Genomic DNA, 12,509 nt, shown 5'->3' on the forward strand with positions numbered 1-12,509 from the left:
TCTTAGGCGCAACGGTCGCGCCCACAACCAAGACTTAGCCGTGCGTGAGCGCCGCGACGTCGACCACCAGGTCCAGGCCGGCCGCCAGCTCGTCGGCCCAGGCCTTCGCGTCGTGGCCCGACCGGTCCACGACCAGGACGTGCCCGATCCGCTCGTTGTTGTCGCCCGGCCGCACCTCACGGCCGGGCGACGGCGTCTCGTGGCTGAGCACGCGGTCGTCGTCGGCCAGGCGCTGCGCGCCACGGACCTCCCGCACGACGCCGTCGGCGTCGGCCAGGAGGAAGGTGACCGCCGCGCTCGCCGCGACCGAGGGACCGGGCACGGGGCCACGGCCGAGCGCCAGGTCCACCAGGACCTGCAGCGGGTTGAAGCCCGTCACGAGGCGCACCAGCTCGAAGATGTAGCCGCCGCCCTGCCGGGGGTTCAGCTCGATCAGCCGCGGCCCTGCGGCGGTGACCCGCACCTCGGTGTGGCTGATGCCGTGCGTGAGGCCGACGGCGTCGAGCACCGCGATCACGTGCCGCTCGATAGCGTCGCGCTCGCGGGGCGCGAGCGGCGCCGGGAACAGGTGCCCCGACTCGACGAACCCGGACCCGGCCTCGACACCCGGCTCCGCCACGGACTTCGCGGTGATCCCCAGGATCCGCGTGACGCCGTCCCTGGTCACGGACTCGACGCTGTACTCGGGACCTTCCAGGACCCGCTCGAGCAGCGCGAGCCGCTCCAGCGGCTGGTCCCTGGTGTTGCGCTCGGGCGTGGTCGCCTCTGCGAACGCCACGGCGAGGCCCGCCTCGTCCACTACCTTGCGCACCCCGGTCCCCGAGTTCATGTCGACCGGCTTGACCACCAGCGGGTAGCCGAGGTCCGCGGCCGCCTTGTGCGCCTGCGCCCAGGTGGCGGCTGTCGCGAACGGCACGTCCGGCACTCCCCCGGCCGCCAGCACCTCGCGCACCCGGTGCTTGCGCGTGGCGGTGCGCAGCACGTCGGACGGCGCGCCGGGCAGGCCGAGCCGCTCGGCGACGAGGGCCACCGCGGGCAGGTAGTAGTCGCAGGTCGTCAGCACGCCGTCGATCCGGCGTCGCGCCGCCACCGCCCGAGCGGCGGCGACGAGCGCGGCGTCGTCGTTCGTCTCCGCGATCGCCACCTCGGAGGCGAGCGCCAGGACGGGATGAGGCTCGCCGTCGGGCAGGCGGTACAGGTCGGGATCGCGGGTGACCAGCACATAGCTGTGGCCGCCGTCGCGCAGCAGGGGCGGGAGCATCAGGCCGGTGGACTGCAGCCAGCTCTCGATCATCAGCAGGTTGGCCACGTCAGCACGCTCCGCTAACGAGAGTCGTTCTCAACATGGCGCACAGCCTGCCACGGATCGCCAGGACGAGCCGACCAGGGCTGTGGACCGCCCAGGAGAAATACAGGACAGTGGCTGGCCGCTTCTCGCCCTACGGTAGGCAGCACCGATGGAACCGCGCTCCGAGAGGACCCCTGCGATGCCCGACAACACAAGCGCAGCCCCCGCCGGCTACACGACGGTCGCCCCGTGGGTCGTCACCGATGACACCGGAGCGTTCGTCGACTTCGTCGCCCACGCGTTCGAGGGCGAGGAGCTGGCGCGCGTCGTGACCGAGGACGGACTCATCGGGCACGGCGAGATCAGGGTCGGCGACACCGTCGTGCTGGCCTTCGACCGCCGCCCCGACTGGCCGGTCATGCCGAGCCTGCTGCGCATCTTCGTGCCCGACGCCGACGCGGCGTTCGCCCGGGCGATGACGGCGGGCGCCGTCGTGGTCACGGCGCTGGACAACAACGCGTTCGGGCAGCGCGGCGGACGCATCAAGGACCCGTTCGGCAACATCTGGTGGGTGGTCAGCCAGGTCGAGGAGGTCCCCGAGGACGTGATGTGGCAGCGGCTGCAGGACCCGGTCTACGCCGAGGGCATGCGCGTGGCGCAGGAGACGCTCGACGCCGAGCTGAGCGGACGACCCGAAGGTCGGAGCAGTGCGCCCGTCGCGCCGTCGACCGCCCCGGCGGTCGAGCCCGCCACGGAGTGACACCGGGCTGACGCTGCGCGACCCCGCTCGATCACCCTTCGGCCATTTTTCACCCGCTCATTCACCCGCCCCTCCGGGACGCGCGCGCCGGGCTCGGCATAGCGTTGCCACTCCCAGATCGAGGGCGGTGGAAGGCCGCAGCTTCCACCGCCCTGGTTCTGGGAACGTCTCGCGCCGCCGGCCGGCCTTCCTGATCTCGTGGTGCCGGGCCGAGGGGGTAACGGAGACGTAGCAATGTTCCCTCTCCGTTACCCCCTTGGCCAGGTAGTCATTTCCCCGGACGACGGATGCGCAGAACGCGCAGTCAGACGCCCAGCCGGCCCGGGCCCGGGACCGCCGCTACGTCCTCGGGCGCTAGCTCTCGCCCGTCGTCGGTCATGAAGGCGAGATGCACCGGCCTCGCAGTGGCCGCCTCGACGTACACGGTGGAGGGGCCGAACCCGGAGGGACGGTGGACGTCCCCCCACGCGACGAACGCCGCCAGGATGGTCTTGAGCTCCGCTCCCGCCGCGGTGAGCACGTACTCGTCGCGCTGCCGCTGGCCCTTGTCCTGGTAGGGCCGGCGCTCCAGCACGCCACCCTCGACCAGCGTCTCGAGCCGGGCCGCGAGCACGTCGGGTGCGACGCCCAGCCGCGCGCGGAAGTCGGCGAACCGCGTCACGCCAAGTGCCGCCTCGCGGATCACCAGCAGCGCCCACTTCTCCCCCAGGACCTCCAGGCTCCGGGCCACGGAGCAGCGGGCGTTGAGGCCGCGAGGCGTTGTGCTCATCCCGACATCCTACCGATCTGAGTTGCCGTTTCCAATCCAGCCCTGCTAAGTTGGCGTTTCCTACTCAGATCGGAGCCGGATGGCCTACGCATGGGCTGCGCGTGGCAGTCGTTGGACGGCGGCCGTCGCAGTGGCACTCGCGCTGTGGGCGTCGGCGGCGCCGACCCTCGTCTACCCGGCCTATGCGGCCGAGTGGCACCTGACGACGGCGGTCACCACCACCGTGTTCGCCGCCTACCCCGTTGCCCTGATCGCGACGCTGCTCCTGCTCGGCGGGCTTCCGGAGGCCGTGGGCAACCGGGGCACGATCCTGGCCGGCCTCGGGTTCCTCGGTCTCGGGACTCTCGCATTCCTGCTCGCGCCGAACCTCGCTCTCCTGCTCGTGGGCCGCGCGCTCATGGGCGTCGGGGTCGGCCTCAGCCTCGGTCCCGCGACGAGCGTGATCGCCGCCTCCTGGTCCGACGGCACCCGCGACCGCACCGGATCGATCGCAACCGGGGCGACGGCGGTCGGCCTCGTCGCCGCGCTTCTCATCGGTGGCGCGACCGTGCAGTTCGGCCCCAGCCCGCTGCGCTCGGGCTACGGGGTCCTGCTCGCCGCGATCGTCGTCGCCGCGATCGCCGCCTGGTTCCTGCCGAGGCGCGCACGGACGACCGCGAGCCGCTGGCGGCCGCGCCCGCCCGCCGTGCCGCAGCGCCGGCGGCCGTTCCTGGCGGGAGCGCTCGGCGTCTCCGCCGCCTTCGGTGTCGGCGCGATCTTCCTCGGCATCGGGGCCCAGTTCGCGCGGGACGCCGTGGGCTCCGACGACGCCTTCGTCAACGGCGTCATCCTCGCGATCTCCGCGGCCGCCATCGGCGTCGTCGCGCTCGTCGCGGGGCGGCTCGGTGCCACCTCGGCGCTTCGCCTCGGCGCCCTCGGCGTAGCGCTCGGCCAGGGCCTGATGGTCACAGCCGGCGCGACCCACTCGCTGCTCGCCCTCGTCCTGACCTCGATCATCGGCGGCGCCGGCTACAGCCTCCTGTTCTCGGGCGGGATCACCCTCGTCACACGCAGTGCTCCCGCCGAGCACCGGGCCGCGACGACGTCATCGGCCTACCTGGTCGCCTACCTCGTCCAGGCGACGGTCGCGCTCGGCGTCGGCGCGATCGGCACCGCCCAAGGCCTGCAGACCGCGCTCGTCGCGGGGAGTGCGACCGTCGTCGCGCTCGCGCTGGCGGCTGTGCTCACGCTCCGCGGCCGTACGGCTGCGCCCGCCGTTATCCCCGCTCCCCAAGCCCCCGTACGAACGACTCCCACGAAAGCGAGCTCCTACTGATGACTGCCCTCCGAAACGCCGTAGTCCTGGTCACCGGCGCGAACGGCGGCCTCGGCCGCGCGTTCGTGGCGGAGGCGCTCGAGCGGGGCGCCGAGAAGGTCTACGCCACCGCCCGGACGCCGCGCGACTGGGACGACCCGCGCGTGGTGCCCCTCGCGCTGGACATCAACTCCCGCGAGTCCGTCGCCGCAGCGGCCGAGCGGGCCGCAGACACGACGATCCTGATCAACAACGCCGGCGTGTCCGACGCGGGGCTCCCCACCCTGAGCACGCCGCTCGACGCCGTGCGCTCGGTGTTCGAGACCAACGTGTTCGCGCAGCTCGCGGTCACGCAGGCGTTCGCGCCCGTCCTGGCCCGGAACGACGGCGGCGGCATCGTCAACGTGCACTCCGCGCTGAGCTGGCTCGGCACCGGCCCCTACGCCGCGACGAAGGCGGCCTTCTGGTCCCTCAGCAACGCGCTCCGCGTGGAGCTGCTCGACCAGAAGACGCACCTGCTCGGCGCGCACCTCGGATACACGGACACGCCGATGACCGCCGGTCTCGACGTGCCGAAGGAGGACCCGCGCGAAATCGTCGTGGCGATCTACGACGGGCTCGAAGCGGGCGAGCCGGAGGTCCTCGCGGACGAGACGAGCCGCCAGGTCAAGCAGGCCCTCGCTGGGCCGCTGCCCGCGCTGTACCCGCAGCTGCAGAACGCGCGGTAACGCCGCGCGCACCGTATATCGCGGGCGTATCAAAAAATGCATACGCCGCCGCAACGGTCACCGGCCTTCACTTGGGCCATGAACCATGAGGCAGCACCGTCAGCGCCGGCCCTTCGTACCCGCAGGATCGTGCTCGTCAGTCTGGCGGTCGTCGGCGTGGCGACCGTCGCGTTCGGCCCTGCCGGCACGGTACTGAGGATGCTGTCCATGCCGATCCGGAGCTGGCACGACCTGGCCGGTACCTGGAACGGCGTGGCCATCATGACCGTGGTCACCCTGCCGTTGGCCGCGCTGGCGCTGTGGATCCTGGCACGCCGCCGGCGCGCCGCCGGCATGACGTCTGCATGGCGGATGTCAGTGGCCGAGGTCGGCGTGGTCTACGGGACGGTGCCGTTCGTCTGGCTGACGATGCAGCCGGGAAGCGGGGCCGGCACCGTCCCCGGCCGGCTGAGCCTGGTACCGCTGCACGACCTGCAGGAGACCCTCGCCGAGGGGGCGACGGGCCAGATCGCCGGCAACCTGCTGGTGTTCGCGGCGCTGGGTTTCTTCGCCCCCATACGCTTCGCGCCGCTGGCGTCCGTACCGCGAGTCCTGGCGCTCGCGGCGGCCTGCTCGGTCCTGATCGAGGTCGCGCAGTACGTCCTGCGGCTGGATCGGGTGTCCTCCGTCGACGACGTGCTGCTCAACGCCGCCGGCGCCGGGCTGGCCGCGCTTGCGTCGCACCCCTGGTGGCGGTCAACGCCCCGCCCGGCCGGAACGGGGCCTCGTATCGCACGCGGTGCCTAGGCTTCAGGCATGCGCGTGCTGATCGTGGAGGACGAGCCATACCTGGCCGAGGCCGTCCGTGACGGCCTCCGGCTGGAGGCGATCGCCGCCGACATCGCCGCCGACGGCGACTCGGCCCTGGAGCTGCTCAGCGTCAACTCCTACGACCTGGCGGTCCTCGACCGCGACATCCCCGGCCCTTCCGGCGACGAGATCGCCAGGAGCATCGTCGCCTCGGGCAGCGGCATCCCGATCCTCATGCTCACCGCCGCCGACCGGATCGACGACAAGGTCTCCGGGTTCGAGCTCGGCGCCGACGACTACCTCACCAAGCCCTTCGAGCTCCGGGAGCTCGTCCTGCGGCTGAGGGCGCTCGACCGCAGACGCGCGCAGGCCCGGCCCCCCGTCAGCGAGATCGCGGGTCTGCGGCTGGACCCTTTCCGCCGGGAGGTCTACCGGGACGGGCGCTACGTGGCGCTCACCAGGAAGCAGTTCGCCGTGCTGGAGGTCCTGGTCGCGGCCGAAGGCGGAGTCATCAGCGCCGAGGAGATCCTGGAACGGGCGTGGGACGAGAACGCCGACCCCTTCACCAACGCCGTGCGCATCACGGTGTCGGCGCTGCGCAAGCGACTCGGCGAGCCGTGGATCATCGCCACCGTGCCCGGCGTCGGGTACCGCATAGACACGAGGGCCGACGCCGCGGGCTCTGGCGCCCCGGGGGCCGGCGCCCTGGGTGAGGCGGGCACAGGTCAGGGGGGCGGGCGTGGATAGGGCGCCCGGGATGAGCGTCCGCCTCAAGCTCACCCTCAGCTATGCCGGGTTCCTCATGGTCGCCGGCGTCCTCTTGCTCGCGGTGGTGTGGGTGTTCCTGCTGCGCTACGTGCCCGCGGACATCTACACCCCCGAGGCGAGTTCCGTCTTCGGGCGCCCCGGTGCGCCGTTCATCCCCGACCGCGAGGATCTCCAGCGCGCCTTCTTCCCGAAGGCAGCCGCAGCGCTGGCGTTCCTGCTGGGGTTCGGGCTCCTGGGGGGATGGATCCTCGCCGGCAGCATGCTCGCGCCCCTGACTCGCATCACCCACGCCGCCCGCCTGGCCACGGACGGATCGCTCTCCCACCGGATCCAGCTGGAGGGCCGCAAGGATGAGTTCCGTGAGCTCGCCGACACCTTCGACGCCATGCTGGGGCGGGTCGAGGCACACGTCGCCGAACAGCGAAGATTCGCGGCCAACGCCTCCCACGAGCTACGCACACCACTCGCGATCACACAGACGCTCCTCGACGTCGCCCGCAACGATCCGGGTCGCGACACCGGCGACCTGGTCGACCGTCTCCAGCTCGTCAACACCCGGGCGATCGACCTCACCGAAGCGCTGCTCGTGCTCAGCCGCGCCGACCAGCGGTCCTTCATCCGAGAGCCCGTCGACCTTTCCCTCATCGCGGAGGAAGCCTCCGAGACGCTCCTCCCGCTCGCGGAGAAACGCGGCCTCACCATCGAGACCTCCGGCGACATCACCCCCACCGTTGGCTCGCACGCGCTCCTCCTGCAGATGGCCACGAACCTCGTCCACAACGCGATCGTCCACAACCTCCCCGAACAGGGCAGCGTGTGGGTCACGACCGGCGCCCGCCCCGAGACCGTGCTGCTCACCGTCGAGAACACCGGCGAGACGCTCCCTCCTCAGCTGGTCTCGACGCTCACCGAACCGTTCCAGCGCGGCACCGGACGCATCATCCGCGGTGACCATGTGGGTGTCGGCCTCGGCCTGGCGATCGTCAAGAGCATCGTCCGGGCACATGACGGCACCCTCACCCTCGTCCCCCGCCCTGACGGCGGCCTGCGCGTGACGGTGCGGCTGCCCGCCGCGCACGTCCACGGAGACGTTTCGCAGCTGTGACGGTGTCGTAGACGCGCTGCCGGCGCGCGGTTATCGCCGGCATATCGAAAAGCGGAGACACCGTGGCAACGCCGTCGTCGCTGTGCTGGAGGCATGACTCGACAGGAATTCGCTCAGTACCCGGCACACGTCAGCGCCACCTCCCGGCACAGCGGTCGGCGCACCGGCGGACGTCGCATGGCGTTCGGTCTCGCGACGGCCGCCGCCGTGCTGGCCGCCGTCTTCGGCGTCTATCCGCTGCTCGACAGGGCCGACTCGCCGGTCGTGCAGTCCGTCGAGGTTGCGCCGGACGCGGGCACGGGCTCGGGTGCGGACTCGGCGGGGTCGACCGGCGTGGGCGGGGGCGAGGTGCCCGACGGCGCCGCGACGCTCGACGACGACATCCCGGCGATCACGGGGCTCGACCCCGACCTCCGTGCCGCCGTCGAAGAGGCTGCCGCCGACGCAGCGGCCCACGACATCGACTTCTGGGTCACGAGCGGCTGGCGCAGCCTCGCCTACCAGGAGCAGCTGCTCGACGAGGCGGTCCAGGAGCACGGCAGCCTCGAGGCGGCCCGGCGCTGGGTCAGCACGCCGGAGCTGTCCGCACACGTCACCGGCGAGGCGGTCGACATCGGGCCGACCGAGGCCGCCTACTGGCTCATCCAGCACGGCACCGACTACGGGCTGTGCCAGGTGTACTCGAACGAGATCTGGCACTTCGAGCTGCTGACGAAGCCGGGAGGCACCTGCCCACCGATGAAGGACGGCGCCGCCGGCTGAACGTCCAGCCACTCCTGACCTCAGTTCAGCAGGCTCGGGAGAGCCGTAATCCGCCGCAATATGGCCCTCTGGAGCCTGCTGAACGTGAGTCAGCCTGCGTCGGCCGCGCCACAGGCGGCCAGCCGGGCCCGCGCACCCGCATCGGTGAGCGTCCCGACGTCGTCCACCCACTGCTCCACCCCGCCGCGGTGCGGCAGGGCGCGCACCTCCGGGTCGGTGACGGCTCCGCGCAGCACGCCGGGCAGGTCGCGCAGCCCGGTGAACGGCCGGTCGTAGAAGGGCCCGCACGCCGGCCCGTCCAGCGCGGGCAGGCCGATGGCACGCTGCCGCTCGTGCAGCGCGTCGCAGGCAGCGCGCAACGCGGCGTCCCGCTCCTGCCAGGTCGCGGCAGCGAGCGCCCGGGCCAGGTCCTCGCCGGCCGACGGCGCCGTGGGCAGCCGGGCGAACAGCGTCCCGGCCCACTTGGGGTACGGGGGCCAGTGCCGCTCCAGCAGGAAGCCGAGCCGGACCAGCGACGTGACCAGACGTCCGGCGATCACCCGGGAGCCGAGGTCGTCGCCGCTCTGCCCGGTGCGGCCGACGAACGGCAGCTCCTGCTCGACACGCGTCCAGTCGGCCGCAAGCACGTGCAGCCACAGGTCGTGCGGGTACCAGGCGAGCCGCTCGCGCAGCGCGGTGATCTCGCCCCACGTGTCCTCGAACACCGGGCCGGCGGTGACCTCCAGCGCGGACTGCCCCGTCAGGGAGAGCCAGTCGGTAACGGTCAGGCCCGCGCCGACGTCGAGCCCCGTGCGCGACCGCACGAAGTCCCCAGGCGCCGCCACCTCGATCCGGTGCCTGACCGCCAGGTCCCAGGTGACGGGGAACGCCGTCGGCAGCCCCTGATACGACGCCGGGAGGAACGCGCCGAGGGCCTGATCGACATCGCGCACGTGCTCAGGTGGGACCAGCAGGGTCAGCCGCAGGCCCCAGTCGTGGTCGCGGGAGGTGTCGTCGTCGAGCCCCAGCACGTCCGAGCCGGAGCCGAGCCGCGCGGCCGCGCGCGGCACGTCCGGCAGCTTCCGGTCCAGGATCGGGCGGACGACGTCGTCCCAGTACGCGCGGGCGAGCTCGGTTCCGGACATGCGGCAAACCTAGGAGCCGTGCCGGCGACGGTCCAGCTCAGCGCGACGGTTCAGTGCACGCTTGCCGTGACCTCCCGCGCCGTCAGGCAGGTCCAGCCGCCCACGTAGATGCGGTCGCCGTCAGCCAGCCAGCGGCGCTCCCCCGGGTGCAGGGGCTCGGTGGGCAGGGCGTCTCCGCGCGCGGCGACGTACGTGCCGTTGGCCGACCCGAGGTCGATGACGGTCCAGCCGCCCTCCAGCCAGGCGATCTCGCAGTGCCTGCGCGAGACGCCGGTGTCCTCGCAGACGATGTCGGGCACCACGCCGCGGCTCCGGGACGGGCGGCCGACCACGAGGCGCTCACCCGTGAGCGGCACGACGGCGTCGGCCGGGACCATGCCGCCGGCCGGGACCTCGCCGGCCGACCACTCGAAGTCCGAGCTGACCTCGACGGCCCAGGCCACGGGCGCGCTGTCCGGCCGCGCCATGGGCCGGACGACCGGGAGAACCACCCTCGGCAGGGTGATCGAGTCGACCCGCCTGGGTGCCGAACCGATCCGGACCGCCAGCAGCGGGACGTGCTCCTGGACGACGGCGGGGTGTGCGGCCAGCATCCGCGCCAGGGACAGCGCACCGTCGAGCGGCAGCCCGGCGCTGGCCTGCACGCGCACGTCGTCCCGCTTCTCCAGGAGGTGCCGGAGCACCATCGACCGGAACATCGGCGCGTACGTCAGGAGCTTTCCCGTGGTGACCGCCACCGGTGCGACGCCGGGGTGGTTCAGCACCGCACAGAGCCCGTCCGCCAGGAACCGGGCCGCCTCGTCGAGGATCTCGCGGGCCGCCAGGTCGCCGTTGCCCGCCGCCCCGATGACCCGCGGCGCGAAACCGGCGAACAGCGACACGTCGTTGACGGCCGTCCACCGCTCCCGCCGCCCGAAGTGCTCCTCGGCGGCCTGGACGAGGCCCGGCGACGCGCCCATCCGCCGGCCGTCCATCGAGCGCGCCGCGGCGTCCAGGCCGCGCCGTCCGATCCAGGAGCCGCCGCCGTTGTCGCCCACGTGCGGCCCCATCCCGTCGGCGAGGTGCCACCGGCCGACGTCGTCGCACGCCACGGCCACCGCGCCGGTGCCGACGGCGAGCGTGGCGCCCGGCCCTGCGCCGAGGGCACCCAGGTGGGCCGTGACGGCGTCGCTCGAGACGGCGGTCGAGCCGGTGCGCAGCTCCTCCGCCAGGATGTCGTGGACGCGGTTCGCGTCGAGGCTGCCGGACTGCGTCATCGCCCGGAACCCGCGCATGCCGACGGCGGCGGCCGCCACCCGAGGACGTCCGCCGAACTCGGAGGCGAAGTCCCGGCACAGCTCCCGGACCACGTCCGGCACGGTCGAACGCCCGGCGACGACGGCGGCCGGCGGCCCGGTGACCTCGTAGGACCTCCCGCCCCGTCCGGTACTGACCCGCAGGCGCGAACCCGTGCCGCCGATGTCCACACCAACCACCCGGGTGTCCGTTTCGAACGCCTTTGCCCCGCCCTGCTGACCAGTCGCTATCGGCACCGGGACATACTCCCCCGGGATCTCTCGATCCGCATGCGCCGGGCGAAATTTGCACGCTGCGGTGGTCAAGCCCCAGGTCACGGGGTCTGACACATCGAGGTTGGGCGGCTCGCGTAGCGAGCGGGCCCGGGTCGCGACAGCCTGGTGGGAGAAGCTTCGAGGAGGTGACCGCGTGCCACGCGCCGGAACGGCCCGATCCGCACCCGCCCGCGTCGCCGACCTGCGGGTGGCGGCGGAGGCCGCGGCCTGACGACGCCGCTCGCCACATTCACCGGGAACGGGTGAGGTCAAGGGGCCCTCCCGGCGTTGGAGTAGCAGGGTCCGACCACTCCACGTGATCCCGAAGGAACCTCACATGCCCCAGGCAACACTGACCGTCTGGAAGTTCCGGAGTGCGGAGGGCGCAGAGACCGCATCGAAGACGATCCAGCAGCTCACCAAGAAGAACCTCATCACCCTCCACGACGCGGCGACCGTGCGGTGGGACGAGGGCGCGAAGAAGCCCAAGACCCATCAGCTCAGCTCGACGGTCGGCACCGGAGCCCTCGGAGGGTCCTTCTGGGGGATGCTCTTCGGTCTCCTCTTCTTCGTCCCGCTGCTCGGCGCGGCCATCGGCGCCGCCACGGGCGCGCTGAGCGGCGCCCTCACGGACGTGGGGATCGACGACGGGTTCATCAATCGCGTCCGGGACGAGATCACGCCCGGCACCTCGGCGTTGTTCGTCATGTCCTCGGACGCCGTGGTGGACAAGATCCACGACGCCTTCGCCGGCCAGGAGGCACCCGAGCTGATCTTCACCAACCTCAACGACGAGCAGGAGGCCGCGCTGCGCGAGGTCTTCGGCGAGGACTGACCCACTACCGAAGGAGAGATCATGACCAGCGCAAACCCACCGGGACGTGACCCCTACCCAGGGATGACCCCCGTCGCCAGCTACGGCCCTCCGCCCGGCGCTGTCACCACCGCGGGATTCGCGGGGACCATACTCATCATGGTTTCGGCGTTCCAGATCCTCCAGGGGATCGCCGCGGTCGCGGCGGACGAGGTCTACGTCACGGGGATCGAGTACGTCTACCAGTTCGACGTCACCACCTGGGGATGGATCCACATCGGCATCGGCGCGATCGCCCTTGCCGCGGGGTTAGGTGTCCTCGCCGCCCAGACATGGGCGTATATAGCCGGAATAGTGCTCGCGGTCATCGCGAGCTTCGCAAACTTTGCATTCCTGCCCTATTACCCCATATGGAGCCTAGTCATTATTGCGTTCAATATCGCGGTGATCTGGGCGCTGGCCACTCTGCTCGGAACCCGCGGCTAAGACACTGCCGCGGAGGCTGGGTGAAGTTCCCCCCTGGCAGGCGTCGGCGGACGATGGAGAGCATCATTGTCCGTAAGCACCTTTCCCATTCCTTACGTCAGTCCTTGGCTTCAAGGAATGCGCAGATATCGGGCCGGTGACGTCACTTCGTCACGGGTCGGCAGCACGGGGGCAACTGCCACTTCACCATCCGAGTGGAGGACGCGGCGGTATGCCTTCCGAACAGAGCCCTTCCGCCGTTCGCGGGAGAACTTCTGCGCCACGGGGGCCCC

13 protein-coding genes are annotated in these 12,509 nt (G+C 71.9%); 9 read left to right on the forward strand and 4 right to left on the reverse strand.

What is annotated here, in order from left to right; translation table 11 throughout:
• Window positions 1-34: 34 nt before the first annotated feature.
• Window positions 35-1,309 carry an ATP-grasp domain-containing protein gene (locus IE250_RS22185; RefSeq protein ID WP_189671494.1) on the reverse strand — a complete coding sequence of 425 codons (1,275 nt, stop codon included), beginning with the start codon at window positions 1,307-1,309 and terminating at the stop codon, window positions 35-37.
• A gap of 178 nt (window positions 1,310-1,487) precedes the next feature.
• Between IE250_RS22185 and IE250_RS22190 the strand changes: the two genes are divergently transcribed.
• Window positions 1,488-2,048, forward strand: a complete 561-nt coding sequence (locus IE250_RS22190; RefSeq protein ID WP_189671495.1) for a VOC family protein — start codon at window positions 1,488-1,490, stop codon at window positions 2,046-2,048.
• Between the two features lie 304 nt (window positions 2,049-2,352).
• Here IE250_RS22190 and IE250_RS22195 read toward each other — a convergent pair whose 3' ends face one another.
• Window positions 2,353-2,817: a winged helix-turn-helix transcriptional regulator gene (locus tag IE250_RS22195; protein ID WP_189671496.1), complete on the reverse strand. Its 465-nt coding sequence runs from the start codon at window positions 2,815-2,817 to the stop codon at window positions 2,353-2,355.
• Window positions 2,818-2,947: 130 nt separating this feature from the next.
• Here IE250_RS22195 and IE250_RS22200 point away from each other — a divergent pair, with 130 nt between their 5' ends.
• From IE250_RS22200 to IE250_RS22225, 6 genes are all read left to right on the forward strand, one after another.
• On the forward strand, window positions 2,948-4,132 hold the full coding sequence (locus tag IE250_RS22200; protein WP_189671497.1) for an MFS transporter: 1,185 nt from the start codon (window positions 2,948-2,950) through the stop codon (window positions 4,130-4,132).
• On the forward strand, window positions 4,132-4,839 hold the full coding sequence (locus IE250_RS22205) for an SDR family oxidoreductase (RefSeq protein WP_189671498.1): 708 nt from the start codon (window positions 4,132-4,134) through the stop codon (window positions 4,837-4,839). Before IE250_RS22200 ends, IE250_RS22205 begins: the two co-directional genes overlap by 1 nt.
• A 129-nt stretch (window positions 4,840-4,968) precedes the next feature.
• The gene (locus IE250_RS22210; RefSeq protein ID WP_229872695.1) at window positions 4,969-5,625 is read left to right on the forward strand and encodes a VanZ family protein; all 657 of its coding nucleotides are present in this window, start codon (window positions 4,969-4,971) and stop codon (window positions 5,623-5,625) included.
• Window positions 5,626-5,634: 9 nt separating this feature from the next.
• On the forward strand, window positions 5,635-6,375 hold the full coding sequence (locus tag IE250_RS22215; RefSeq protein ID WP_189671500.1) for a response regulator transcription factor: 741 nt from the start codon (window positions 5,635-5,637) through the stop codon (window positions 6,373-6,375).
• Window positions 6,376-6,385: 10 nt separating this feature from the next.
• A complete protein-coding gene (locus tag IE250_RS22220) occupies window positions 6,386-7,501 on the forward strand; it encodes a sensor histidine kinase (protein WP_308434179.1) in 1,116 nt (371 codons plus the stop codon).
• A 93-nt stretch (window positions 7,502-7,594) separates the two neighbouring features.
• Window positions 7,595-8,263 carry a M15 family metallopeptidase gene (locus tag IE250_RS22225; protein ID WP_229872696.1) on the forward strand — a complete coding sequence of 223 codons (669 nt, stop codon included), beginning with the start codon at window positions 7,595-7,597 and terminating at the stop codon, window positions 8,261-8,263.
• An 89-nt stretch (window positions 8,264-8,352) separates the two neighbouring features.
• Here IE250_RS22225 and IE250_RS22230 read toward each other — a convergent pair whose 3' ends face one another.
• Together IE250_RS22230 and IE250_RS22235 are read right to left on the reverse strand one after the other, a co-directional pair.
• The gene (locus IE250_RS22230; protein WP_189671502.1) at window positions 8,353-9,387 is read right to left on the reverse strand and encodes a DUF4037 domain-containing protein; all 1,035 of its coding nucleotides are present in this window, start codon (window positions 9,385-9,387) and stop codon (window positions 8,353-8,355) included.
• Between the two features lie 50 nt (window positions 9,388-9,437).
• The gene (locus IE250_RS22235; RefSeq protein ID WP_189671503.1) at window positions 9,438-10,919 is read right to left on the reverse strand and encodes a BadF/BadG/BcrA/BcrD ATPase family protein; all 1,482 of its coding nucleotides are present in this window, start codon (window positions 10,917-10,919) and stop codon (window positions 9,438-9,440) included.
• A 355-nt stretch (window positions 10,920-11,274) separates the two neighbouring features.
• Between IE250_RS22235 and IE250_RS22240 the strand changes: the two genes are divergently transcribed.
• A complete protein-coding gene (locus IE250_RS22240; RefSeq protein ID WP_189671504.1) occupies window positions 11,275-11,772 on the forward strand; it encodes a DUF1269 domain-containing protein in 498 nt (165 codons plus the stop codon).
• A gap of 21 nt (window positions 11,773-11,793) precedes the next feature.
• A complete protein-coding gene (locus IE250_RS22245) occupies window positions 11,794-12,237 on the forward strand; it encodes a DUF7144 family membrane protein (protein WP_229872697.1) in 444 nt (147 codons plus the stop codon).
• The last annotated feature ends 272 nt before the right edge of the window (window positions 12,238-12,509 follow it).

The organism is Promicromonospora soli (genome assembly GCF_014653785.1).
In the GTDB taxonomy this organism is placed as follows: Bacteria; Actinomycetota; Actinomycetes; order Actinomycetales; family Cellulomonadaceae; genus Promicromonospora; species Promicromonospora soli.